Annotated in this window: 20 protein-coding genes; 11 read left to right on the forward strand and 9 right to left on the reverse strand. The window is 37.4% G+C overall.

Features of this window, described 5'->3' with window-relative positions; translation table 11 throughout:
* Positions 1–5: 5 nt before the first annotated feature.
* On the forward strand, positions 6–1,313 hold the full coding sequence (gene murA, locus Q8S25_RS11620) for a UDP-N-acetylglucosamine 1-carboxyvinyltransferase (protein WP_305537911.1): 1,308 nt from the start codon (positions 6–8) through the stop codon (positions 1,311–1,313).
* Positions 1,310–2,503 carry a hypothetical protein gene (locus tag Q8S25_RS11625; RefSeq protein ID WP_305537913.1) on the forward strand — a complete coding sequence of 398 codons (1,194 nt, stop codon included), beginning with the start codon at positions 1,310–1,312 and terminating at the stop codon, positions 2,501–2,503. The genes murA and Q8S25_RS11625 overlap by 4 nt, the downstream gene beginning before the upstream one ends.
* 145 nt (positions 2,504–2,648) lie before the next feature.
* On the opposite strand, the gene Q8S25_RS11630 is transcribed toward Q8S25_RS11625, so the two are convergent.
* Genes Q8S25_RS11630 through Q8S25_RS11650 form a run of 5 tightly spaced genes read right to left on the reverse strand, consistent with a single transcriptional unit; the run spans position 2,649 to position 12,331 of the window.
* Positions 2,649–3,080, reverse strand: coding sequence for a DUF4279 domain-containing protein (locus Q8S25_RS11630; RefSeq protein ID WP_305537915.1), 432 nt, complete (start codon positions 3,078–3,080; stop codon positions 2,649–2,651).
* 2 nt (positions 3,081–3,082) lie between these two features.
* Positions 3,083–7,249, reverse strand: a complete 4,167-nt coding sequence (locus tag Q8S25_RS11635; RefSeq protein ID WP_305537917.1) for a DUF6443 domain-containing protein — start codon at positions 7,247–7,249, stop codon at positions 3,083–3,085.
* Between the two features lie 5 nt (positions 7,250–7,254).
* Positions 7,255–7,671, reverse strand: coding sequence for a hypothetical protein (locus tag Q8S25_RS11640; RefSeq protein ID WP_305537919.1), 417 nt, complete (start codon positions 7,669–7,671; stop codon positions 7,255–7,257).
* Positions 7,672–7,681: 10 nt separating this feature from the next.
* Positions 7,682–10,948: a hypothetical protein gene (locus Q8S25_RS11645; protein WP_305537921.1), complete on the reverse strand. Its 3,267-nt coding sequence runs from the start codon at positions 10,946–10,948 to the stop codon at positions 7,682–7,684.
* A 3-nt stretch (positions 10,949–10,951) separates the two neighbouring features.
* Positions 10,952–12,331 (reverse strand): hypothetical protein, encoded by a 1,380-nt coding sequence (locus tag Q8S25_RS11650; RefSeq protein WP_305537923.1) that lies wholly within the window; start codon positions 12,329–12,331, stop codon positions 10,952–10,954.
* 208 nt (positions 12,332–12,539) lie between these two features.
* Here Q8S25_RS11650 and Q8S25_RS11655 point away from each other — a divergent pair, with 208 nt between their 5' ends.
* From Q8S25_RS11655 to Q8S25_RS11670, 4 genes are all read left to right on the forward strand, one after another.
* Positions 12,540–13,118 carry a hypothetical protein gene (locus Q8S25_RS11655; RefSeq protein ID WP_305538735.1) on the forward strand — a complete coding sequence of 193 codons (579 nt, stop codon included), beginning with the start codon at positions 12,540–12,542 and terminating at the stop codon, positions 13,116–13,118.
* Positions 13,119–13,176: 58 nt separating this feature from the next.
* The gene (locus Q8S25_RS11660) at positions 13,177–13,467 is read left to right on the forward strand and encodes a hypothetical protein (RefSeq protein WP_305537925.1); all 291 of its coding nucleotides are present in this window, start codon (positions 13,177–13,179) and stop codon (positions 13,465–13,467) included.
* Between the two features lie 99 nt (positions 13,468–13,566).
* A complete protein-coding gene (locus Q8S25_RS11665; RefSeq protein ID WP_305537929.1) occupies positions 13,567–14,466 on the forward strand; it encodes an RHS repeat-associated core domain-containing protein in 900 nt (299 codons plus the stop codon).
* 4 nt (positions 14,467–14,470) lie between these two features.
* Positions 14,471–15,232, forward strand: coding sequence for a hypothetical protein (locus tag Q8S25_RS11670; RefSeq protein WP_305537931.1), 762 nt, complete (start codon positions 14,471–14,473; stop codon positions 15,230–15,232).
* An 87-nt stretch (positions 15,233–15,319) separates the two neighbouring features.
* On the opposite strand, the gene Q8S25_RS11675 is transcribed toward Q8S25_RS11670, so the two are convergent.
* The gene (locus tag Q8S25_RS11675; RefSeq protein ID WP_305537933.1) at positions 15,320–18,520 is read right to left on the reverse strand and encodes a S41 family peptidase; all 3,201 of its coding nucleotides are present in this window, start codon (positions 18,518–18,520) and stop codon (positions 15,320–15,322) included.
* A gap of 93 nt (positions 18,521–18,613) precedes the next feature.
* Between Q8S25_RS11675 and pxpB the strand changes: the two genes are divergently transcribed.
* Genes pxpB through Q8S25_RS11695 form a run of 4 tightly spaced genes read left to right on the forward strand, consistent with a single transcriptional unit; the run spans position 18,614 to position 22,237 of the window.
* Positions 18,614–19,324 carry a 5-oxoprolinase subunit PxpB gene (gene pxpB, locus Q8S25_RS11680; RefSeq protein WP_305537935.1) on the forward strand — a complete coding sequence of 237 codons (711 nt, stop codon included), beginning with the start codon at positions 18,614–18,616 and terminating at the stop codon, positions 19,322–19,324.
* A gap of 4 nt (positions 19,325–19,328) precedes the next feature.
* Positions 19,329–20,309 carry a biotin-dependent carboxyltransferase family protein gene (locus Q8S25_RS11685; RefSeq protein WP_305537937.1) on the forward strand — a complete coding sequence of 327 codons (981 nt, stop codon included), beginning with the start codon at positions 19,329–19,331 and terminating at the stop codon, positions 20,307–20,309.
* Positions 20,269–21,033: a 5-oxoprolinase subunit PxpA gene (locus Q8S25_RS11690; RefSeq protein WP_305537939.1), complete on the forward strand. Its 765-nt coding sequence runs from the start codon at positions 20,269–20,271 to the stop codon at positions 21,031–21,033. Before Q8S25_RS11685 ends, Q8S25_RS11690 begins: the two co-directional genes overlap by 41 nt.
* 4 nt (positions 21,034–21,037) lie before the next feature.
* On the forward strand, positions 21,038–22,237 hold the full coding sequence (locus tag Q8S25_RS11695; RefSeq protein WP_305537941.1) for an NRAMP family divalent metal transporter: 1,200 nt from the start codon (positions 21,038–21,040) through the stop codon (positions 22,235–22,237).
* A gap of 22 nt (positions 22,238–22,259) precedes the next feature.
* On the opposite strand, the gene mnmH is transcribed toward Q8S25_RS11695, so the two are convergent.
* On the reverse strand, positions 22,260–23,300 hold the full coding sequence (gene mnmH / locus Q8S25_RS11700) for a tRNA 2-selenouridine(34) synthase MnmH (RefSeq protein WP_305537943.1): 1,041 nt from the start codon (positions 23,298–23,300) through the stop codon (positions 22,260–22,262).
* Between the two features lie 38 nt (positions 23,301–23,338).
* On the opposite strand from mnmH, the gene Q8S25_RS11705 reads away from it, so the two are divergent.
* Complete coding sequence (locus Q8S25_RS11705) at positions 23,339–23,830, forward strand: histidine phosphatase family protein (protein WP_305537945.1); 492 nt, start codon at positions 23,339–23,341, stop codon at positions 23,828–23,830.
* On the opposite strand, the gene Q8S25_RS11710 is transcribed toward Q8S25_RS11705, so the two are convergent.
* The gene (locus tag Q8S25_RS11710) at positions 23,817–24,713 is read right to left on the reverse strand and encodes a DMT family transporter (protein WP_305537947.1); all 897 of its coding nucleotides are present in this window, start codon (positions 24,711–24,713) and stop codon (positions 23,817–23,819) included. The genes Q8S25_RS11705 and Q8S25_RS11710 overlap by 14 nt on opposite strands.
* Complete coding sequence (locus Q8S25_RS11715; protein WP_305537949.1) at positions 24,710–25,798, reverse strand: glycosyltransferase; 1,089 nt, start codon at positions 25,796–25,798, stop codon at positions 24,710–24,712. The genes Q8S25_RS11710 and Q8S25_RS11715 overlap by 4 nt, the downstream gene beginning before the upstream one ends.
* Between the last annotated feature and the right edge of the window lie 157 nt (positions 25,799–25,955).

Raw genomic sequence — 25,955 nt, forward strand, 5'->3', positions numbered from 1 at the left:
TTTTCATGAGCAGTTTTGAAGTTATAGGAGGCAAGCAATTAAAGGGATTGATTACCCCGCAAGGTGCAAAGAACGAAGCTTTGCAAATACTCTCTGCAGTAGTATTAACAAAGCAGTCAGTTACCATTTCAAATATTCCAGATATACTCGACGTTAATTTACTCATAGAGTTACTGAAAGAAATGGGCGTGCAAGTGAATCGCATTAACCAAGATACTTATCAGTTTCAAGCCAACGATATAGATGTTGACTATTTGGCTTCAGAAAAATTTAGACAAAAAAGTGGAAGACTTAGAGGCAGTGTAATGCTAGCGGGTCCATTACTAGCTCGATTTAAAAAAGCATTTATACCCAAACCTGGTGGCGATAAAATTGGAAGAAGAAGATTAGATACCCATATCATCGGTTTTCAAAAACTAGGTGCATATTATGCCTACGATGAAAATATTGGTTGCTTCACATTAACCACCAATGCTTTAAAAGGTTGTTATATGTTACTGGATGAACCATCCGTAACAGGAACCGCAAACATAGTAATGGCAGCTGTTTTAGCTGAAGGCACTACCACTATTTATAATGCAGCCTGCGAACCTTACTTACAACAATTGTGCAGTATGCTCAACAGAATGGGAGCAAAAATCAGCGGCATCGGTAGCAATTTATTAATGATTGAGGGAGTAGAAACGCTGAGCGGAACAGACCACCGATTATTGCCAGACATGATTGAAATTGGAAGCTTTATTGGATTAGCCGCAATGACCAAAAGCGAAATCACCATTAAAAATGCAGGAGTTCAACACTTAGGAATCATTCCAGAAAAATTTCAGCAGCTGGGTATTCAATTTGATATTCAAGGCGACGATATTTATATTCCTTCACAGGAATCTTATACCATACAAACATTTATGGATGGAGGAATACTGACTATTTCCGATCATCCTTGGCCTGGCTTTACCCCCGACTTATTGAGCATTGTATTGGTAGTGGCAACACAAGCCATTGGATCAGTGTTGATCCACCAGAAAATGTTTGAAAGCCGATTATTTTTTACAGACAAACTCATAGACATGGGCGCACAAATTATTTTGTGTGATCCGCATAGAGCAACAGTGATTGGACTCGGCAGAAAAAATACACTTCGCGGAATCACCATGAGCAGCCCCGATATTAGAGCAGGGCAAGCACTCTTAATTGCCGCACTTAGTGCTGAAGGCAAAAGCACCATTCAAAATATTGAGCAAATAGATCGCGGTTATCAATTTATAGATCAGCGCTTGCAAAGTTTGGGGGCGGAAATAATTAGAAAAGCATGAGAACTTTATTCTGCATTATCGGTATTTTTTTCGCAATCAATACAGCGAGTGCAGATAGTTTAGATATTCAATTAAAAGCTTCACAAATTCAGCACGGAGAATCAATCGATTTTGAATGCAAGTATCCACCCAATTTAAATAAGCCCAAAAGTATTTTGACACTCCATTTATGGGTTGAAGATTTAAATCGCTTAAAGACTTGGAAGTTTAGATACCCATTAGCAGGTGGAAAAGCTATAGGTTCAATCAAAATAGACAGCAGCATGAAAGAAGGCGCTTATGCATTGCACTTCTTAGTTCAACAATCGCCGCTTTCCATCTATGGTACTATTAACAACTTTATAAAAAAAGATTCTGTAATAAGCATGATCCTATCATCTGGTAAGGAAATCATCATGGATGATATTAAAACAGATGAACACGGAAACTTCAGAATCAATAAATATATTTTTGAAGACAGTGTCAATTTCATCTTTACACCCAAACAAAAAAAGAAAGGGAAAACTGATGCTTTAAATATCAGTTTGATTACCCCTGTTGATTCGGTTTTTAAAGCTGAAGTTTCAAAAACACTGGTGGTTCAGATTGGAAAAAAAAGTATTGAAATACCTAAAGCAACTAATATAGTATTCGATCCATTTAAATTCAAAAATGACAATACCATTCCAGAGGTAGTAGTGTATGGACATAGAAAGAGTAAAGAAGAAATGTTTAATGAAAAATATTCAACTGATTTGTATAAAAGAGATGATGAGAAAATTATTTCTGGTTTTGAGAATTTTACGATGATAGGTTATACAACGGTATTAGAATATTTAAATGATCGAATTCCTGGTTTGCGAATATTACAAACAACAGTAAAGCCAAGTCCATACTTATTTACAATGAACGAAGTAAAAACCGATATCGAAAATAATTTAAAACCATATTGGACTTTTGCCTATCGATCATCCAATGAAGCTAATTTATTTATAGACGAAATTTTAGTTGAGCCGGAACAATTGATCAGTTTTCCAATGTCTGATATTGCCATCATAAAAATCATTCCCCCTCCTTTTATTGGCGGTTGGGGCAGTAATCCATTTGCCATTTTAATTTACTCAAATAGACAAGAGTTTAAAAACCCAACTAACAAACATAGTTTCACTATTAATGGCTATACACCAGCACGCTGGATTATAAAAAACTAAAAGTGTATTACTCTCCGTAACTAATATTTTTAATATTTCACATTCATGAAATTTAATAATAGTTTTGATAAACCTGTTTCTTGTGAATTACCAAACTCTCGCGTTGAACTTCCAGAGTAGTTTATAGTTTTATCTTCTAGATGTTTTAAAAATTTGTATCGACAGAGTTAGGTAGGCAATATAAATCAAAGTCAACTTCAACATTAAATTGATCCATCCTATTTATTTGTTCTTTCGTTAAATATAATGATGGAGCACTTTCTCCATTATCAAAATACATGTATATCGCAACAGATATTTCACAATAATACCTTTTACAAACCGATTGAAAGGCATCTTTGTTATTGAGCATTATACTTAGTAGAGCATTTAGCTGTTCATCAAAAGACGAATAAATGTCCAATGGAGATTCTATTATCCAGCCATTGCTTTTTGATACTTGATTAAACTTTGGGTTTTTATTTTCCCCCTTGATATAAATTTTAGATGGATTTACTTTTAATTCTTTAGTAATCTCATCGTGAGATATATCTTCAAAATCCCAAATACCAAAGCCAACATGCACTCCATTTTTCATACTCAATCTTTTAAATTTTTAATATTAATTCCTGTTGATTCTCCTGGGCCATTCCCCCCTTTTGACTTTTGATATATATTCCCATCTTTATCTTTATACAGATCAGATCTGCCTCCACGTCTCCCTTTATCACTATGATCCCATCCATTCTTTTTAAGTTTATCTATTTCACCTGGCGTCAATAATTTATCCTGCTGCCAACTCCGTGTCAGAACTGTTGTAACAGGCGTTAAAGTTCGTGTAGAAATAGATTGAGGAGCAGGTGCTGGTGTCGCAGGATTATTATTTCTTGTCATTATATCCCATAACCATAGAGCCCCGTTAACAGCTTCTAATACAGGAATAGCTACATCATCAATAACACCTATGCCTGTGACATCATCAGCAGCTAATGCAATCACTGTTGCTTGTATAACCTTAGTTGCATTAGATAAGGTTGAAGATTTTGAACTCTTCTTACTGCTTTTTACTGTAACCTCACTACTGCCTGAAACTCCCGTACCTTCTGCACCATCATCTGTTATGTCATATGTACCCTGACTTCCGTCCTTATTTGTTGCAGTTGCTGTTTCGCCAGTTTTACCCTGTACCTTAACAGTATCTAACCCTAATGGATCATTATATAGTACTGGATTGTTCTGCACATACGCAAATGGGCTCCAATTAGCAGACATTGATGAAAGTGGATCAATTTGATGGAACCTGCCTATCTGTGGATCATAACTTCTAAAATCCGTTGCATATAACTCTAACCCACTATCATCGCTGAACTCTTGATTCTCAAGTTCAGTACCATCATTGTACTTGAACTTATTTTCTGGAGTGTTATTCAGAGCTTTCGAACTAACCCCACCCATTGTTAACCCGAACGGATAATAGTGGGTTTCTTCTAGTAGGGGCCCAGCTTGATGGGTCATGTTAAAATTATCAAAGAACACTACATCGTTACTCTCGTTGCTGAAGTAAATATACGCATATCCGTTCTTTTTTACGCTGGCACTGCCGTATAATGTTTGTCTGCTTTCTTGAACCCATGCACTAACTTGTACTACATAACTATTGGCTGCATCAAACTTAAATTGTTCGTCAAATAGCAAGATATGCATGTAGGCTTTGGGCTGGTAGGTATAGCCCCCTGATGGGCTTTGCGGTGCAAATAGTCCGGTGAATAATCCGTCTGCTCCTAGGTTACCTGCTGCTGCGCCATTGGCTGATTTTACTGCTGTTCCTGCAGGGCTTCGGGTTCCAGCAATAACCCCTGCAATATGGTTTAGGATGCTGCCTAATCCATTGGCACTGCTATTGTCTGCATAGTTGTTGTGATAAAAATAATCTACACTACTGTATACATTATCGCCACTCATTACCTTCAATAGCTTACCCGCCCCTATACCACCTGCATTTTTTGTTACACTGAAGGCATAATCACCATTGGTACCTGTTGTGCCAAAATTACCTGGTCGGTTTACCCTTCTATTGATGATGTCTATACTATTACCCGCAGCATCATCCCAGATGGCATTTTGGTTATTGGCTTCCCCACTGCCATTGCCTCCTTCTGCACTTAAGGTAGGGTAGTATTGTGTATTGGATTCATCGGTAAGTACCATGCGGGTATTACCTAAATGGTCTTTGATAAAGTAATCATAGGCCACAGATCCATTGGTAGCTTTTCTTATTCTTCCTTCTTCATGACCAGCAAATAAAAATAGGTCATTCTCAAAAACCATATCCCCTAAGTAAAGCGTTGTCTTTACACTGCTGCCTTCGGTTACGGTCTTGCTTAATTTAGCACCACTGGCGTCGTAGTTGTAAGTGATATTTCCTTTTGCGGGTACACTTATTTGCTGTGGTAGATTTAAATGATTGTAACCAATAGAACCAATGCCTTTGTTTTTATCTTCAATTAAATTGCCGTTGCCATCATAACTGTAATCGTTCACTGCGGTATTGGCATCGGTAAAATCACCCAAATAATTGTTGGTGCTTCCGAGCGACACTTCGTTTACTGCAAGCAGTTTATTACTTAGACTGTTTTGATAAGTATACGACAAGTCATCTATTACAGTGCTACTGATGCCCTTTACCCCCCACTGTTGCATTGATTTAATATTGCCATTGACGTCATAGGCAGATGACCCATTGACGCCATCACCTAGTTGTACACTGTAGTTGATGCCTGCACTAAGATTAAACCCTCCACTGGTGAACTGTCCAAAATTGGCTATTAGTAATCGATTGGCTGCATCATACCCGAAATCGTAGCGGCGCTTCTCTTCATCACCCATACTCTTCCATGTAGTACCTGCTATATTACCATTGTACTGGGGGGTATAATTACCCCCACCTACATAGTTACCAGGCTTATCATACGCTAGTTCAAAACCAAACCTTTTGCCTGTGCTGGTTAAATAACCCCTATTAACACCTAATAACCATCCCCTGATATTGTATTCATAATCCAATTGCTCTAGGCTCATATATGGGGCCAATGTCTTTTTGCTCAATTGACCTAAAGCATCATAACTGTTTTGGTTGATTTGTTTACTGGCAGATAGAGATTGTCCATTCGCCTGACCACTAACTGTTTTGGTAGTTGCGGTAATCCGCCATAAATCATCGTAACTGTGTTCACTCGTAGTTACGATATCACTTGCATTGGCGCCCGCTTTTTGTGTTCTTTGTACCACCCGCAGCGGCTGTCCACTAAAACTATATTGTGTGGTAGTAATATCCACTCCACCTGTTATATTGGTGCGCTGTGTTTGTAAAACCCTTCCATCTTTATCATAGATCATTACACTGTATAAATATCCTCCTGAACCTCCTAGCTGTTTTACCTTAGTACCTGTAACCATTCCATGCACATCACTACTCTTTACCACTCCTCTTGGGTAGGGGAAATTACTATTGTCTTCTGCTGCAAAACTGCCCCAACTAAGGTTCAATGCATCCGATAATCCATAACTAGCAGGGCTCCAACTATAATTGTCATAGTAGGTTTCAGTGAGCACTTCATTGCTCCACCAATGCACTGGAAAATCTACATAACTATCTCCATAATATTGAAAAGTTGCTCTACTGGCTCCTTGAAAAACAAACCCTGTTTGTACTACTCTGTTTAAATCATCATACTTGGTAAACATCCATTTACCGGTTGACAGCATATTGGCATCGCGGGTTAGGGTTACCCGATCTCTGGCATCATATACCATTTCAACGAGGCCTGCACCTGGTACTCTTTTTTCAATCATTCTACCCCTGCCATCATAGTTGTATTCAAAACATTGTTCTGCTAGTATGGTACTATTGATAGACCATCCATACTGCAACATATACTCCACGCCTTTGGGTTGTATCACTAGCCTGAGTAAGCCAAAATCATCATAGAGATAATAGGTACACATCCATCCACTATATCCAGCACTAGGGCTGGGGCTCTGTTGTACTTTCTTTAAAATCGTTTTGTCGTCTTTGTCCTTATATTCTACTACTTGCTTACCATCTTCATCTATGGTAGTGATTTCAGTTAGTTGTCCAGTTCCATAAACACCAGTTACGCCATAACTACCACTGCCATACACTGTCCAACTCTTTACATCGTCATTGGCATCATTGAGTCCATACACTGTATTAACGCCTCTATTACTGCCCGTCCAACTAGACCCTGGTGCCGTTGTTTTGATTACTCGATTAAGTGGACTTGCTTCATAACTATGTTGTTGATAAAAATACTGCTCGCCTTGACCTGCTAATTGTGTATTGTAAAATCCAACCTGCTGATCAAATGGGTTGTATTTAAATCCACCCTGGTTATCGGTTGCCGCAAAAGGGAGATATACTTGTGGTGTTCTTCCATAAACATCATAATGCTGAGGAGTCACCAGATCTGCACTTGCTGCCGTTGCTGTTGTTAGCGCACCTTGTTTCACCACTGTTTGTAATACCCTGCCCAATCCATCACTATACATGGTGCTTTGTAAAGCATCCTTTAGCGGCCTTGCACTAATATTGGCGTGGTTCTGTTCAGGAGCCCTTAGATCCCATACACGCACATAATTAACAGGAGTAGTTCCTGGGTAGGTTCCCTGCGCAAGCGTACTACTGGTGCTAATCAGAATGATTGAACTTAGCGCAAACCCTTTGATTATTTTATCTGCTGAAAACATATTGATCAGTTGTCGTTATCGTTATTGTCCATTTGTATTTGTTTCTTTAACCCTTTTAGTTTTTCCATTGCAAGGGCTTGCTGTGCTTTATGCACTTCTTTAAAAACCTGGTATTGCTTTTTATTTAAGGTCTGTTTAACTGCCTCATTAAAAGTGGTTCTCACTTCTTGTAGCATCACTTTCCGTTTCGCTCCATCTTGGCCCACAAGCGGTAAGCGCATAACAGAATCGGTTTGTTTATCTCTATTTAAATAATGTTGTGATAATGCTTTGGCTTGCGCTTTACTTAATGATAGCGTATCAGCAAAATGCTTTACCTCTTTATTGCGTAAACTGTCTTTGAATTTTATTCGGTCTTGTGCTTGTGCAGAAGTAAATGAACACATCAACAAAACAACCCCGATGATATATTGGTATCGCATGAAAAAAAATTTATTGAATGATGATATAATTGCCGCTTGTTAAACCATAATTGTAGGAACAATCCCACCAGTATCCGTAATCGTAATTGTACTCATACACCAGTGCAGAATAGTTCAACACAATGGCCGTTCCATTTGCAGTGGCGGAATTATAAGATGTGCCATAGCAAGACTGATTTTGATACGCTGTACTTAAATTACTCACCGATAATGGAATGGTTCCAGCTGCATCGGAATAAAACCGAACAACAATATCTGCATAACTGTAATTGCCCGACCACCACTGGTTCTCATAACTAAGTCTTGCATACACTGTTTGCCCTCCTGCACTTTCTGCTGTATAACATACTTCTGGTTGACCTTGGTAATTATAACAGATGCGCTTTATAATATTGCCATCTTGGTCTTTTACCAATGAAAGTCTGTTAAAAACATCATACTCATAATAGCTGGTTTTTCCATTGGCATTGGTTTGTTCTTTAATACCAGCCAAGGGTTTGTATAAAAAGGTATTTACTTGTGCTTTAGGCTTACTGCTCTTTAAATTATTGCGTAGTAAGCTCAGTTGATTTCTTAAATCGGTCTCACCCATTTGTTGTAGATAAGTCAAATTAGGGTCGGACTGCCCCAATGCTGCCAATACTTCGGCATAGGTAGCCCCTTCAATTTTTGCCAAAACATTGGTTTGATTGGTTCCCCATACATAGGAGACAACAGGGCCATTTTTTGGACTCATTTGTAATACATTGCCCTTACTGTCGTATTGATTAAAATTAATTTCCGTATCCCAGCCGTTTGCTATGGTGTTGAAACGTTGCTGATTGTTAATGTCTATGATAGTGCCATTCACAAAATCGTAATTATTTAATACACCACTTTGTGTGAGACTTCCTGTTAGATACACCTGTTTTGATTCAATAATAGGAGCCAATATATTGCGCGCCACCATTTGATCATACACATACGTGCCCGTGAAATCAAACGGATACTTAAGTCTTTGTTCAATTTCTTGTCCTTTACTATTGGTTCTTTTTACCCTAGATGGAAAATAATAATTGCTGTGGTCGTAATAATAGTCGGTGATATTGGTTTGTGCGATACCATTTTCATAAATGGTTTCTGTGCGTTTTTTTAAAGCCGATCTTCCATAGTTCATATAGTAAGATCTAGCACCATATAAATTAGCATTAAATGTACCCTGATCATCCCAAAACAATAATCCACTAATGGTATTGCGCGACTGAGGATCCGCACTTGGATTATTAGTATAATCTTGGTATTCATTATCTAGCTGCTTCACTAGTGCATTGGCACTATTGTAATGCGTTTCCTTTATCAATAAACCTTGCGCCCAATCCAAGTCTTGCTTTTGTACATAGGGAAAATTATCTTGGTGAATTTGGTAGCTTGCTAGCGCACTGTATTCACTTATTGAATGTCCATTGTTCTGTCCATTGCTATTTTTATCTACCTTAACCCTGGTATAGATAACAGGGCTTCCATTAAAATAAGAAAGTGATTGAGTAGGACTATTGGTTTGATTTAAAAAAGTGGCTTTAGAAGAAATATAGCTATTCCTCATTACCGTCCAGTAATAAGTAGTATTGGGCAAGGTCTGCATGGTACCTGAAGAACTATTATCTGCTTTTACATAACTATAATTGGTTACCACAATATTGCTCGTTGCTCCATTATTATCTTCTGTCTTTTTTATTCTTAACCCACCAATATTTTTAAACACCCCGTTGTTATAGCCATTATTGAGTTCATAGGTTAAACTGGTAAAACCACCTGTTGGATAATTGATCTTCTCTAATACCCAGGCTTTGGTGTACTGTTCAACAGGTAGCGCATCGCTAAAGAAAAGCGTAAATGGTTGGCCTGGTGTCAGTATGGTTATTGGGGTACCCGAGCTATTTGCTGATGCAGTGCCTGAGTAATATCCCCATGCATCTTTGTATGCTGAATTTCTAACGGGTAATGGTGTAGCATTGTATTCAAAAGTATAGGGTGAAATAATTTGAGATCCACCTGTTTCTTTTACTGCGGTAAGCTTTAGTCTCCGGTAATAATCATTGGCAGAATAAAGTGGAGGAGTGCAAGGACTGCTCTGTGGGTAACAGGTAGGCGAAATAAAATAATCATATTCTAACACATATTTTTTTTGAATTGCATTATTTTTTATGACCACATCGGTTAATGCATAATCACCCACATAATCGAGTCTCGCTAAATTGTAATTAAACAACACTTGATTGCCATTTGGAAAATCAATAGAGCTAATTCTATGTGGGTATAATATAGAAATGATGGAATATCCATACGTGGCTTCTGTTGGACCGTTGATAGTACCATTTTCCCATTTGGTGCGATAGGAAGTTGCAAAGCCGCCTTCATATTGTAATGAATAAGAAGGAGAGGTATAGTTAAAGATGATTTCTCTTGCATCACTGGCAGCAACAATCTTTTTTAAATACCAACTGCTGATATAACTTGGAGATACTGGCGGAGCAGATCCTAAAGCGCTACTCGAAGACGTCCACTCTTTTTGATTAAATATATATTTGTTGCCCCATTCATCCGTAATTACAAACTCATCTATATACGACATGACTCCATAACTATAAACAGCACTAAAAGTGATTTTTACATTTTGTTGTGTTACCAATTGCACTTGTCCATTCTTTTTAAAATAAAATTTACCTGCAACCGACCCTACACTAAACTGAAAAATATCACACTCTCCATCTAACTCCCCTTCCGCAATGTTTTTAATTGAATAATAATCACTGGAGTTGTCATAGCAAATGCCTTGGTTGGTAGAAGTAGAAGTACTTGGTTCCGTAATTGCATAATCAAAAATCTGTGTTTGATAAGCCGGCAAATTACCAGTAGACAAATACCCCTCTGTTCCATCATCTGGCCTACCACGCATGGTTCTTGACACAACACCACCTGCGTTTAAAGACCATCCTAAACCTACACTCGATGCCATATCATCTACCTTATGGCCGCCCGCATGATAACGAAGAGAAACATCCACACTGATGCCCTTATCATTACTTTGGTATTGATACATCGGTACCTGTATACTGGGTATACCCGTACTTAAGGAAACCGGAATTTCTCCAAATTTCCCAATTGCTGATGCATTTGGTGAAGGTGCAATCGGCACTTTTTTTAACTCCATTAAAGTGCTTTGCGATTCAACCTGAGCAAACAAATTTGTTCCCATTACTAAGAACACAAAAACCAACCATAAAAATCTCATACCCATATACTAAAAATTAAATCCAGTTCTAAAAATCACTGGCTGTGTATTTACTTGATTTGAAAAATGCAAAAAATCATATAAGACTTGCAATGTGCCTTTCTTTTTACCTAATTTGTATTTTTTGCTTATGCCCATTAATCCACTTTGTTTCCATGCACTCATTGGAAGATTCATGAGTGCTGAAAGTCGATTAAAAGACTGCATATAATTTTGTTCGTATCCTCCACTTATATAAAAACCGCCTTTAATTTGCCAGTCAACAAAACTCCTTAACCCAAAACCTTCATGGGTTATGCGCATATCGCTTATTCCATTGCCCCAGCCCATTTTATAACTCAGGCCAACTCCTATAACACTTTTACTATTTAGTTTATAGCCAAGCGTAAATGCTAAATCACTGGTCACTGGCAATAGCCCATTCGGTCTTAGAGATTGAATATTAAAACCCAGTTCTATTCTTTGCAAAAAGGATTTTGCTTTTTGGGTATTGGGTTTAAATGAAGGCATACCAGCTTCACCATTGCCGCCAACTGCATTATTTATTTTGTTTTTAAACGTTTGTAGTTCACCACTGGCACTTTGTACCTGCCCCTGCACAAACTGTTGTGGATTTGCACCAGCAGATTCAAACTGCTGCAGTGCAGCGCGCATGCTCTGTCTGGTTTGTAAACCATTTATTGAAGCTGCATCTAACTCATTTTCAGCAACACCCATTCTAAAAATGCTTGCCAGCTGACTGTTCTTTGCAAAGAAGGCTTTAAAAGCATCCAATTTAGAGAGCTGTGTTAATGCTAGTTTTTGTAATTTATCTGGATCCTTTAAAGTTTGACGATATGCTTCAACTTGTTGTTGGTAATAAAATGCCGTTTTTTGTACTTGCTTTAATTGCTTTACTAGTGGTGTGCCCGCTAATACTGCTTGCAATGCTTGTCTTCTGTTCTGTAAAAAAGTCTTTGTATAATTGGCAATCTGTAATTGGTCTTGCAACCCAGCAACTGATTTTACAACATTACCCCCATTTATAAAACCCATCATTGCTTGAACGCTATCTAAAGCAGGAATATAATTACGCACAGCTGCCACTGAGTTACCCTTCGCCTGCACCAGTTGATTGGGTAAATCATTATAAGCAGCTGTTGAACTAAGTTGTAATTGTTTTGCTTTACTGGAGTCTTGTTTGGAAAGCTTTGCAATCAAAACTTTTTCTTGACGTTGTAATTGCTCAATAGCTTTACTAGAATTTTTGCTAAGCAGTTGCGTTAACCCGTTGTACTTTTTGTCTATATGTTCAAGTAACTTTTTATTATAAGTAGCGGTATCCTGTGCCAACAAAGAGGTTGAACAAAGTATTAAGCCTGTTATACCAACTAAATATATATACCGCACTAAAATGTTTTACAGGCCTTTATTGTTACCTATAAATCAAAACTAAATATGTTTGAATTATTCATTTGTAGAGGAACATAACTATTTATAAAGCTTTTTCTCCATTTTTGTAGTGCTTCAACTACAAAAAAAATGGAAAACACCTTTTTGGGTTTAATTTCATCAAAAATGCAAAAAAGAATTACTTACTCCACTGTTTATTGAGTTTATTAAAGAAATGAATAAAGGGCAGCGAAGGACTGCTACAGGAAAAAAAATAAATAAGAAAACAATTGTTTTTTATGAATGCGTTTTAAAACTGTTACAAGAATATGAACACCAAAAAGAAACATCAATTGGGTTTAGACTTTTACCGAGACAAAGTATTCGAATAAATACAATCGAAAAAAAATACTGGCTAAAGTTTTACCATTTATTTTCAGCTTTTCTTTACAGTAAAGGATATGCTGATGGCTATGTAGGGTCGATTTGGAAATCAATAAAAACGTTGGTTCGATGGATTATAAAAGAGAAAGCATTGCCAATTGTTCCTGCTTATCATTGGTTTGCGATAACACAAACCCAAAATAATCCAGTAATCTTAAGCATTACGAAATTACAGTTTTTAATTACTGATGAATCGTATTCAAACGAATTAACCCCAAATCTCATTTGCGTAAAAGATATATTCGTCGCAGGGTGTACACTAGGTTTAAGATTTTCAGATTTACTGGCCCTAAAGAAGAATAACATGATTACTGTAGAAGGGCAAGTTTTTATTGCCACAATATTCCAATTCAAGGTTTAATATTTTAATTAAACGATTAGGCGAGAAAATAGGCTGGACAGAACTGCTGCCAAAATATATGAGCTATAAAGGCAAATGGATAGAGCAAAAAAAAGCGCTTAATAAAAGCTGGCAATATTATGACCACTTAAGTTCTCATACAATGCGAAGAACGGCCATCACTACACTATTAGTTTTAGGTGTGCCAGAGCATGTTGTTCGAAAAGTATCAGGCCATGCGCCTGGAAGTAAAGAATTTTATAAGTATGTATTAATTGCCCAAGATTTTTTAAATAAAGAAGTTCAACAAGCTCACAAAAAACTATTGCAACCAGATAATGCTAGTGTAAATGATACAAAAAACACATAAATTAGCATAAAAATAGAAGTTTACTGATCTTTGAAACTGTTGCTCTAATTGCATTATAGGAGAATCCATCATTATCCGTTCGGGTTAACGATGGGTGGGGTGAGTAGTAAGGCTGCCAATACTCTTACTAATAAATTAAAGTATAACGGCAAGGAGTTACAAGGCAATGAGTTCAGTGATGGTAGCGGTTTAGAAATGTATGATTATCATGCAAGAATGTACGACCCTCAAATTGGCAGACTATCAACGTTAGACCCATTAGCAGAAGTAAGCAGAAGATGGACACCGTATGTTTATTGTGCAAATAATCCAATAAGATTTACTGACCCTGATGGAATGGTTTGGGGTGACCCTGAAAAAGACGGAAAGATTGCAAAGCGATTACAAGACCGTATTGACGAAAGATTAAAAGAAGAAAATGGGAGCCTTGATAAAGCTAACAAACGCATTGCTGAATTAAAAGGTAAAATAGAAAAGGATGGTACATCTTCGAAATTAGAACGGCAGTTAAAGAATGCTACTGCTGATGCAGCAAGTGCAACTGAATCAATCTCATTATTAACAGCCTCTTCCAATGAACTTACAGAGATGGGAAGTAGTGATAATAAGCAAGTATTTACTTTTAAAGAAATGGAGGTGGGCAAGGAGGTCGGAGGCACTACGAAAGATGCAACTACTGGTGTTATAACAATGGAAATAGGTAAAGATGCAAATGCAGTACACGAAGCCGCACATGGGTATGATATTTTTAAAGGAAGAATGTCCTCAAATTCCTTAGATAGGGAAATTAGTCCATACAAAAGACAATATGCCTTTGAGGCAGGTACATTTAATACAAGTGTTCCATCCTACTGGGGATCTGTTAACGGTTTTGGCGATATTATAAGTACTTGGGTATTTGGAATACATGATAGTAAGTGGAATTATATTTATGCACCCAGTGGCTTATCATCGAAAGACGTTGAAAAGTTTTTAACGGAGCAAAAGAAAACTAAATAAAGCCATGAAAGTAATTACAATTATCTATACGGCAGTTTTACTTTGTGGATGTTCCGCTAACATTAAAGTTGTTGGAAAATATACTTCAAAGTCAAATCCTGATTTTTTTCAATTTAACGCTGACTCTACATTTGATTACAACTATAATGCCTATCATGTCAACGAATATTCTTCTGGCAGATGGGCTCAAACTAAAGGGAAAAAAGTTGTATTGAATAGTTCAATACAAAGTAGGGATATACCTTTAAAGGTTAATCAGGACTTGGACACAGTTAATAAAGGCTCAAGCATTAAATTAAATTTTGAAACAGAGCTTGACTTGAAAAATTATAAATGTGTGATTTTTATAAACGATACACTTTATTCTTTTAAAGGAAAAGGTTTAATCGTTTCTACAGGACTGACGATCAAAGAATTTGTAAAAGAAGTGAATGTTGCTGATATTTATTTTAGGTATACCAGATGTGATTCTTTGTTATCATTAAGCTTAAATAGTCCTATACGTAGTTTATTTTTAAAAATTATAAAGTACGAGATTAATAGTACCTACTTAATACGAAAGCCTCTGCAAACTGAAAAATATTTTTCTTCATTAGGAGTTAAGAATACCGCCTTAAATGTAAGCGTTTCCTTTGTTGATAGCCTTTTTAATTATCGACTATTTAACAACGAGAAAATCAAAATAAGACGAAAAGGGCTATTGCTTTTTAATGACAATACTAATACTTGGTGGCATGTTCCTAAGCAACTGAATAGTCAGAATTAACAATGACTAGTCCTGAAAAAAGTTGACTGTAAATAAAAAAAGGCCCCGAAAATTTCGAGGCCTTTTTACTAAATACTATTTTTGTTTTTACTTAATCGTCTTCATCAATTCCTTCACAGCCACTTCTAGTTGTTGATCTACTCCTTTCTTCACTACTTCGTATTCGTTGAACACTAAGAAATCTGGATCGGTAGCTTCATTTTCTAAATACTTGCCTGCATTGGTTTTTACTCCTACAGTTGGTGCACCCCAACGGATGCCTGAATCCATTAAACTTTCCCATGCTGCAAATGAACAAGTACCTGGAACCTGTGTTCCCACCAACTTGTTTACATTTAATTCTTGTACCATAAATGCATAGCAATGTCCATCACTGTAGTTAGCTTCATTGGCCAATGAAATACTTGGCTTGGTCCAACGGAAATTGGGTTCAAATCCATTGCTTCTTACATCATTGGTATAGTTCATGAATTGTTTACCACTCAAGAAAACAGCTAGGTCTGCTACTAAGTCTCCCCCTCCGTTGTTACGGGTATCTACCACTACGCCTTTCTTTAAAAAGTGCTTACCCATGATGTCTTCATAAGTAGATCTAAATGTACCATCGCTCATGCCAGGGATATGTACATAACCCAGTGCACCACCACTCAGTCGTTCTACTTCATCCGCGTTTCTTTTTACCCAACGCTTGTACAATAATCCATTTTCTTCTCCTGTACTAATGGCTTTAACGGTGATTTCTCTTTTAACACCATTTTCATTTAAAGAAAGCAATACTGTTTTTCCTGCTTTTCTATTAAGGTATTGTGCTAAGTCTTTATCCGCTGTAACCATTGCCCCATCAATCATTTCAATGATGGCTCCAGCTTTTACATTAAGTCCTGCTTTATCTAAAGGACCACCTAACACTACTTCTTCAATTTTAACACCGGCACCAGTGTATAAAGCATCATAAAATGCACCCAACGATGCCGTTGCATCTCCATTGGCATTGAAGCTACCAAATGCAGCTCCACTATGGCTCACATTTAATTCTCCCAATAGCTCACTCAGCATTTCACTGAACTCATAATTGTTGCCAATAGATGGAAGGTATTTTTCGTAATCGGTTTTATAACTATCCCAATTAATACCGTGAAAAGTTTTATTGTAAAAAGTTTTCTTGGTTCTTCTCCATACATGCTCAAACATTGCTGCTCTTTCTTCGCGCATATTTATCGCCATTTCACCATTAATGGCAATACGATCTTGCTTACTGCTGGCTACATCTAATTTGGTAATGCTGCCATCGCTGCTGATGAAAATATTTTTCTGGTCCTTGTCCCAAACCATACTGGCTCCATTGGCATTTAATGGAACTAGCATTTTAGTTTCCTTGGTTCTTAAGTTGGTCGTCCACAAATTCATGCCTCTCTCAAAACGAGCAAGATAATAGAGGGTTTCTCCATCTTTACTTACCAATGCATCACCCATGCCCGAAGAATGTATGGTTGCTCTTGCTCTTCGCTGTGTTAATCCTTCCCATTCTATCTCTACTGGTTCTACAGTAGTAGTTTTCTTTTTACTGGTATCTGCTTTGGCTTTTTGTTCTTCCATTTCTTTTACCAATGCCAATTCTTCTTTGGTCAATTTAAATCGATCCATTGCAGCCTGAGTAAAGAACATTAAGTAAGCATCGCTTTGTGCGCCTCCGCTCATAGCAGCCCCTCTTAATCCATCTCTATTACTTTGCCATAACATGGCTTTACCACCCATTACCCATTTAGGGCGATAATCATTAAACCCGCTCTCTGTAATATTCATGATTTTCTTTCCATCTACACTTGCTAATCCTACTTCTCCAACCGCACTTCCTACCACCGCATAATCAAATAACAACCACTTACTGTCTGGGCTCCATTGAAAATATTGGTCGTTCTCTGTCCAAGCGAAGATTTGTTCAGAACCCAATATTGTTCTGCTTTGCTTGGTGGCAATATTGTAAATACGTACATTGTTTCTGTTCTCTACAAATGCAATTTCCTTTCCATCTGGAGAATACAATGGTTGGGTATTATCGTTTCCATTATCTAAAAGGGGTGTTTCTTTAATTAAGGTTGACGCATAAAAATAAGGCTCGTCTGCGCGGAGTTTGGTGCTTTCAAAAATGCTCCATTTGTTATTACGCTCTGCTGTATATATAATTGATTTTCCATCAGGTGAAAATCCAATACCCAATTCTTGTGTTGGGGTTGCTGTAATTCTTTTGGTTACCCCTCCATCTACGCTACTAACAAAAACATCTCCTCTGTATAAGAATGCAACTTCTTTTCCGTTCGGCGAAACAGCAATATTACTTCCACTGCTCACGCGCATTACTTGCTCATCGTTCTTGCGTGCATCTGCTAAAATATTCACAGTTAATTTTTGTGGGTTACCGCCTGCTTTCATAGTATACAATTCACCATCATAGCTAAAGCAAAGCGTACCATCTGCTGATGTACTTAAAAAACGTACTGGATGCTTTTTGAAAGAAGTTAATTTTTCACTCTTGCCCCCTGCAACTGGCATTTTGTGAATATTAAAACTGCCGCTTTCTTCACTTAAATAGATCAACTCTTTTTCTGCATTGGCAAAAACTGGATTGCGATCTTCTCCATTAAAATTGGTCAGCTTTGTATGCTTATCTGTTTTAATATCATAAACCCAAATATCTCTGGCAATAGAAGAAGTATGGTGTTTCCTCCAAGTATTTTCTCCTCCTTTTTTATCCTGATAAATCATTTTATTTCCATCCTTGCTGAACTTTACTTCTTCTGCAGGAGTGGTTAATAATTGAGTGGGCCTACCTCCGTTTACACTCACACTATAGAGCTCAGGCATAGATCCCGTAGGAAACTGTCTATTGCTGGCCAAGTCCATTCTGGCAGATCCAAAAATAATTTTCTGGTTATCTGCTGAAAAATCATAGGGATACTCTGCAGCCGAATGAAAAGTGACTCTTTTGGCTTCGCCTCCCGATACAGGTATAGTGAATACATCAAAATTGCCGTATCTATCACTGGCAAATGCAATGGTTTTACCGTCTTTGCTCCAAACAGGCATAAAATCGTGTGCTTCATGCATGGTTAATGCAGTTGCATTTCCTCCGGCAGATGATACCGTGTACAAATCTCCTTTGTAAGTAAACACGACTGTTTTACCATCTGGTGAAATATTAGAATACCTCAACCATTTTGGGTTCAATTGGGCATTCACTTGCCCCACCATTAAGGCAGCAAGTGTAAAAAGTGAAATTATTTTTTTCATACAGTTGATTGTTGATTGGAAAGATAAAGAAGAACGGCTTGAATATAAAATCAATTGTATGAACGCGGGGCATTAATTGAGTAACTTTATCTAGTGAAAAAAACGATTGCACATATCTATGCATTGGGAGACCAAGCCATCACCATTGAATGGTCTGCATCCATTTCGGAGGAAGCAAACAATCAGGTAATGCATTCTTTTCATTTTTTACAATTGCATCCCATAGAAGGCGTAACCGATATAATTCCTGCTTATTGCAGTTTAACGTTAATATATAATTCAACAATAATTCGAAAACAAGCAATGGGTGGCTCGCCTTTTGAATGGTTGAAGAAAAAATTAGCAAGCTTGGCTGTGGCCCCAAGAGAAACCATCCAAAATACAGTACCATTAATTATTCCAGTATGCTATGATTTGTCCTTGGCACCTGATTTAGTAGAAGCAACACAATTAACAGGATGCTCCATTGAAGAACTCATTGCATTACATACCAGCGAAATTTATACTGTATATATGCTGGGATTCTTACCTGGCTTTGCTTATATGGCTTCAGTAAATAAAAAAATACAAATGCCAAGAAAAGCCAACCCCAGAAAATTAGTCGCGGCTGGAAGTATAGGTATTGCGGGAGAACAAACAGGCATTTATCCATTAGAAGCACCAGGAGGATGGCAATTAATTGGCCAAACCCCTTTGAAAATATTTGATATTTCTAAAGAAGAACCTTGCTTATTTAAACCAGGGAATAAGGTAAAATTTGAAGCCATATCGCTTGAACAATTTCATCAATTCAATGCCGCTTAAGCTTATGAGTATTACTATTATTAAAGCGGGATTATTTACTACGGTGCAAGACGTCGGCCGTAAAGGATTTCAACACCTTGGAATAAATCCGAATGGTGCAATGGATGCATTGGCTATGCAAATAGCAAATGTGCTAATTCAAAATAAATCTGACGAAGCGGTGATAGAATTTTTTTATCCTGCACCGGTAATCCGTTTTAACGCATCTGGTTTTATAGCATTGAGTGGTGCCGATTTTGGTGCCACCATCAATGAGATTCCAATCCCCATAAATCACCCCATTTTTGTTCCGGAAAATGCGGTGTTGAGTTTTACTAAAAAAATATCCGGACATATTGCTTATTTGGCTATTCAGGGTGGATTAGAGCTGAATGAATGGATGAATAGCTATAGCACCAATACTCGCGCAGGTGCGGGAGGCGTTGAGGGACGTGTATTAATTAAAGACGACGAAATACATTTTAAAGCAACAGCACTGCAAGAAAACAAACAGAGTCAATTGCAGGTTCTCCCCTGGATGGCCGATACTAAGGGATTGTATCAATCACAATCATTAAGGTATTTGCCTGGAAATGAATTTTCACAATTGAATACATTTTCACAACAATTCATGACCAATGCGCAGTTTACCATTCTTGCAGATAGTGACCGAATGGGTTATCGTTTAAAAGGACCTGTATTAAAATGCAAAAAACAAATGGAGTTAATTTCAAGTGGGGTAACTAATGGAACCATCCAATTACTACCCAATGGTCAATGCATTGTTTTATTAGCCGATCACCAAACTTCGGGGGGCTATCCTAGAATTGGCCATATTATTCAATCGGATATTCCTACATTGGTTCAACAATCACCAGGCTCAATCATCCGGCTAATTCCAGTGAATATGGAAACTGCAGAAAAAATAAACAACAGACAAGCGCAATATTTGCAACAATTAAAGAATGCCTGTACCTTACAACTCAATGCATACCATCGACATTAATTGTGATTTAGGAGAAGGCTTTGCCAATGATACTGCGCTCATGAAATTCATTAGCAGTGCCAATATTGCATGTGGATATCATGCAGGGGATAAAGACACTATTAAAAATACAATTGAACTTTGTTTAGAAAATGGAGTTGCCATTGGGGCGCATCCAGGATTTAATGATAAAGCCAATTTTGGTAGAACAGAAATGCAACTATCCGATTGTGAATTATATGATTTAGTGGCAGAACAAATTGCCTTGATGCAAGATACTTGTAAAGCAATGGGCGCCAAACTGCATCATGTTAAACCACATGGTGCTTTATACAATATGGCAGCCAAAAACGCAACCATAAGTTATATCATTGCTGGCGTAATAAAAGAATTGGATCCGCAATTAATCTTGTATGGATTAAGCAATAGTTATATGATTGCTGAAGCATGGGCATTGAACATTAAAACAGCGTCTGAGGTTTTTGCAGATAGAACCTATAACCCAGAAGGTCATTTAACGCCAAGGTCTCAACCCAATGCAATGATTCATACAAGTGAAGAATCTTTAGCACAAGTATTAAATATGATTCAACTTAAAAGAGTAATTGCAACAGACCAAACAGTGGTACCAATTTTAGCTGAAACCATTTGCATACACGGAGATGGAGACCATGCTATTTCTTTTGCAACCAGTATTTATACAGCTTTGCGTGAAAACAATATTTTGATTAAACCTGTTCAATAATCAAATGCACAAGCAAAGCCCCCAACAAACTTTGAAGAAATCTGCCATATTAGGTGCAGCTTTTTTAATGGCTACTTCGGCCATTGGCCCAGGTTTTCTTACCCAAACAACGGTATTTACCCAACAGCTAACAGCCAGCTTTGGCTTTGTCATTTTGATTTCGGTTTTGTTAGATATTGGGGCACAAATGAATATCTGGCGAGTGATTGCTGTTACCGAAAAAAGGGCACAATTAATTGCCAATGAACTCTTGCCCGGCATGGGATATTTTTTAGCAGCGCTTATTGTGTTAGGGGGTTTCGCATTTAATATTGGCAATATTGGTGGGAGTGGATTGGGGTTGCAAGTTATGACAGGCCTAGATCCAACTTATGGTAGCATCATTAGTTGCATGGTTGCTTTATTTATTTTTTGGTATAAAGAAGTAGGCAAAGCCATTGATGGATTTACGAAAATTTTAGGCTTACTAATGATTGTACTCACTTTGTATATTGTTTTTAAAGCAGCACCTCCTATTGGTTTAGCCGTGTATCGCAGTTTTGTTCCTGAACAATTTTCAGCATTGGCCATTGTAACATTGGTTGGTGGAACCGTTGGTGGTTATATCAGTTTTGCTGGAGGACATCGCTTATTAGATGCAGGAATAAAGGGTGAAGCCGCTTTACCGCAAGTGAATAAAAGCGCCATATCCGGAATTGTGATTACCTCTATCATGCGCTTCTTGTTATTTCTGTGTGTATTGGGGGTAATTAATCAGGGATTGGTAATTGATGCTACAAATCCACCCGCTTCTGTGTTTCAATTAGCAGCTGGCAATTTGGGTTTTCGTTTTTTTGGTGTGGTCATGTGGGCTGCTGCTATTACTTCTGTAGTAGGAGCTGCTTATACCTCTGTGTCGTTTATCAAAACATTTCATCCTTGGTTAGAAAAAAATGAAAAATGGATCATTAGTTTTTTTATTATAGCTAGTACACTTGCTTATCAATTCATTGGAAACCCTGTAAAAATATTGGTTACAGTAGGCGCACTTAATGGGTTAATACTTCCAATTGCTTTGGCAATTATTTTATTGGCAGCAACCAAGAAACATTTAGTGAAAACCTATCAACATCCTTTATGGTTAAGTATTGCAGGCTGGATGGTAGTGATTGTAATGAGTTGGATGAGTGGTCTTACTTTGTATAAATGGATGATTAATTTTTAAACCTTACCACAGTGTTGAATAACTACTGCAAAAGTTTGATTGCGTTGGTTTTAGCATCTACTCTATCGCAAGGAATTTTTTGAATGAGTTGTTCTGGGTTTTCACGCTTTTGAGATCCAGCATAGTATCCCTTGTCATAGTATTTTAATAAAATGGCAAAGCATCCCATTATATCGTCTTCAATTAAACAGTTAATGGCTGTTTTGGTTTCTAATCCACCTAAACGCTTTTTAATTCTTATAACTGCATTCACTAAATGTTCTTTACCAAACTTTCCATAGCCTTGTAAAATATATTGGAGTCGTTCATCAAATGGGATATCTAAGAACAACACGTTATTTGCCCGCATTTGCTTAAAAAATATTGTGGGAATATTGACTTCTCCAATGCGCTGGCTTTCGTCTTCAAGCCAAATCACTTTTCCTGTTTCTAGCAAAGGAGCTTTAGTACTTAATTCAGCAGCCAATATATTTTCGAACATTTCTTGGCTGGGTTGTGGGGGTTGCCCTAAAGCGCCAAATGCAGACCCCTTATGGTGTGCCAATCCCTCCAAATCAATAATTTGTTCCCCTCTTGTTCCAAGCTCTTGTAGTACTTCCGTTTTGCCACTGCCCGTATAGCCTCCAATAATTTGAATGGGATAAGTCAAGTCAAATTGTTTGAGTACCCAATTACGGTATGTTTTGTATCCACCTACTAGTGTGTAAACCTTAAAGCCATAGAGATCTAATAACCAAGCAACACCTGCACTTCTCATACCCCCTCGCCAACAATGTACCAGTACGGTTTTGGTTGTTGTATGTTCCGTTAGTTTTTCAACAGCATCCACCATTTTAACCATCTTCACGCCAAAATACTTAAGTCCAATTTTGATGGCTTTTTGCTTGCTCTCTTGTTTGTAAGCAGTTCCTACTACTTTTCTCTCTTCATTATTAAATAAGGGTAAGCTGTGGGCCCCGGGTATATGTGCATGTAAGTATTCTCCCTCGCTTCTGACATCAAAAACAGGGTATTGCTTGCTTAATTGTATAAAATCGTCAATTAATAACTTGGATACTGCCACAGCACAAATGTACAATTCAAATGAGCTAACTTTTCATCATGAAGCAATTATTACTCGTAAGACATGCCAAGAGTAGCTGGGCAAATCCTGGCCAAGCCGATTTTGATAGACCATTAAATGAACGCGGTCATAAAGATGCGCCCATCATGGCCAAAAGAGTATTAGAGCGCGGAATTACTATTGATTTAATCATTAGTAGTAATGCAGTAAGAGCGTTAACTACGGCCACTTATTTTGCTACTGAAAATGGAATTGCAACTACTGATATTGTACAACACGATTTTTTATACCATGCGCCTCCAGAAAGATTTGCAAAAGCGATTGTTCAAATTCGGGATGAAATAAATACGGCTGCTATTTTTGCTCACAACCCAGGCATTACTGATTTTGTAAACCAACTAACAGCTACACAAATTGATGATATGCCCACCTGTGCTGTTTTTGCCATTTCCATCCACACAACTAGTTGGAAAAACTGGGCTACTGCCAAAAAAGAAATCTTATTGGTAGAATGGCCTAAGCAGGTTTAATTAGTTTCTTGCTATTAACTAAATACACGCCAGTAAATATAAGTATAGCTGCTACCAACTTATATAGCGTGAAATATTCACCAGTGAATAGCATGGCAAAAATGGCTGCAAATACAGGCTGCGTGTAAATAAATGCACCTGTTGCCGAAGAGCCAATTAATTGAATACTTTGAACAGTTAGCAAATACGCTACAAATGTTGAAAAGACGGCTACATAAGCCAGTACCGTCCAATGAGCAATATCAAAACTATTCCAATTGGTACTTAACATATAAGGAAGCCCAATAGGCAATATGCCAATAGCGCCTAATGTAAAAATCCAACGCAACACTTGTATGCCTGAATACTTTGCCATCAAGGGTCTTACTAGTACCAAATAAAAAGCATAAGAAATGGCATTGGTTAATACTAATATGTCACCTAGAACCATATTGCTTGCTGCTCCTGATTGGTCTTTCATTAAAATTAAAATACTTGCTCCTCCTACTCCACAAGCCAGGCCAATGGCTTTTAATATAGTAAAACCTTCCTTTAATAACCATGCTGCAATGATGGTAATGAAAATAGGCGAACCCAATGATAACAAGGAACTATGTATTACGGTGGTTAATGATACGCCTTTAATAAAAAACAACTGATTAATCACAATACCTGTAAGCGCACAAATCAAAAATCGGGGCAAATCTTTTCTGTCAAATTTTACTTTACCAGGCTTAAATAAAAATAGGATCCAGAATAATGAAAGCGTTACTGCAACTCTAACAAAGTTTAAAGCAAAGGGATGAATAAAACCCGGAGTAATGAATTTTACCGCCGCATAACTACTGCCAAAAATTAAGTTTGCAACAAGGGCGGCAGTATATGCTTTGTAAGACTGGCTCATTTAGGCAAATTTAGCAATAATGCTTTAAGTTGCTCTACATCAAACTGATCAATATTCATTTTACTATACGTGAAACTTTGTGCTTTTGCATAAGTATCATCCAAACTAAATTCAGACTGCGTAACGCGCATAAGTCGTTTTGTTTGCATCAACAATTCACTTAAATACTCTTGCTCAGTTTGACCAGGTGTAGGTACTACAATTAATTTTTTATCAATAGAAAGTAACTCCATTAATGATGTATACCCACCTCTGCAAATAATATAATCCGCTTGTTGTAATTCAAGCGCCAATTCATTGGTATCTAAATGATTGAACACGGTTATATGTGAAGGCACTTCTAATGGCGTTGATTCTAAAGGTAACCCCCTAATAAAAACCACTGGCTTAGTGAATGCTTCAAGGTCAATCAGTATTTTATTTTCGAGTATGGTTCTTTGTGGCTCTGGCCCAGACAATACTACAGCAAATGTATATTTGGTTGCACATGATACTCTGGTAAACCTCGACAACAATTTCATATACAATACGGGCACTTTGGGCATTGTAGCTGGGTGGGAAAGCTTTCCTGCCAAACCAGGATTGGCCATCATATCGGGTACCCAACAGGCAGTAAATTGATTGATAAAATAATAATTAATACGTCTGAAAATGTATTCTACCCATTGATAAGGTGCTTTAATAATTAACTGGTGCGTTATAAATATACAAGGAACAGAAGGATGATGCAATCCAAATCGATTATCGGAAACAATCAAATCAATTTGATTTTCTTCTACCACTTTTTTTAACCAAACTTCTTCGGCTTTGATTGTTTTATACAACTTGGGTATTTGAAGTATCAAACTAAACAAAAGTAATAGGCGCGACTTTGCGTAGTGTACCCGATAGCCCGTTAAAGGCAAAATAGTTAAATCGGGAAATTCTTTCAACAATAGTGCAGCTTGATGCCCTTCAGCAGCCAATATCACTTTGATGTTCAACTGCCTGAAAGCCTTGATAATAGGGATACAGCGGGTAGCATGACCCAGCCCCCAGTCTAGTGGTGCAATTAAAACCGTAGAAATGTTAAATTGATTTTTCAAAGTTGCTTTTGTTGAATTAATGAAGCTATTTTATTACTTTAGTTGAGTATATGAAAATGAAAATAAACCAAATTATTCTTTTAGTGTTAGTTATCATGCTGGCATCTACATCATGTGGTGTTTTTCAAAAATCGAATAAAACCAAATTTTGTGGCTG

This window comes from Sediminibacterium sp., from assembly GCF_030695065.1.
In the GTDB taxonomy this organism is placed as follows: Bacteria; Bacteroidota; Bacteroidia; order Chitinophagales; family Chitinophagaceae; genus Sediminibacterium.

Coding starts and splice junctions, on each gene's coding strand:
- murA (WP_305537911.1), top strand. CDS start 6: ATGAGCAGTTTTGAAGTTATAGGAGGCAAGCAATTAAAGGGATTGATT.
- Q8S25_RS11625 (WP_305537913.1), top strand. CDS start 1,310: ATGAGAACTTTATTCTGCATTATCGGTATTTTTTTCGCAATCAATACA.
- Q8S25_RS11630 (WP_305537915.1), bottom strand. CDS start 3,080: ATGAAAAATGGAGTGCATGTTGGCTTTGGTATTTGGGATTTTGAAGAT.
- Q8S25_RS11635 (WP_305537917.1), bottom strand. CDS start 7,249: ATGTTTTCAGCAGATAAAATAATCAAAGGGTTTGCGCTAAGTTCAATC.
- Q8S25_RS11640 (WP_305537919.1), bottom strand. CDS start 7,671: ATGCGATACCAATATATCATCGGGGTTGTTTTGTTGATGTGTTCATTT.
- Q8S25_RS11645 (WP_305537921.1), bottom strand. CDS start 10,948: ATGGGTATGAGATTTTTATGGTTGGTTTTTGTGTTCTTAGTAATGGGA.
- Q8S25_RS11660 (WP_305537925.1), top strand. CDS start 13,177: ATGAGCTATAAAGGCAAATGGATAGAGCAAAAAAAAGCGCTTAATAAA.
- Q8S25_RS11670 (WP_305537931.1), top strand. CDS start 14,471: ATGAAAGTAATTACAATTATCTATACGGCAGTTTTACTTTGTGGATGT.
- Q8S25_RS11675 (WP_305537933.1), bottom strand. CDS start 18,520: ATGAAAAAAATAATTTCACTTTTTACACTTGCTGCCTTAATGGTGGGG.
- Q8S25_RS11685 (WP_305537937.1), top strand. CDS start 19,329: ATGAGTATTACTATTATTAAAGCGGGATTATTTACTACGGTGCAAGAC.
- Q8S25_RS11690 (WP_305537939.1), top strand. CDS start 20,269: ATGCCTGTACCTTACAACTCAATGCATACCATCGACATTAATTGTGAT.
- Q8S25_RS11695 (WP_305537941.1), top strand. CDS start 21,038: ATGCACAAGCAAAGCCCCCAACAAACTTTGAAGAAATCTGCCATATTA.
- Q8S25_RS11705 (WP_305537945.1), top strand. CDS start 23,339: ATGAAGCAATTATTACTCGTAAGACATGCCAAGAGTAGCTGGGCAAAT.
- Q8S25_RS11710 (WP_305537947.1), bottom strand. CDS start 24,713: ATGAGCCAGTCTTACAAAGCATATACTGCCGCCCTTGTTGCAAACTTA.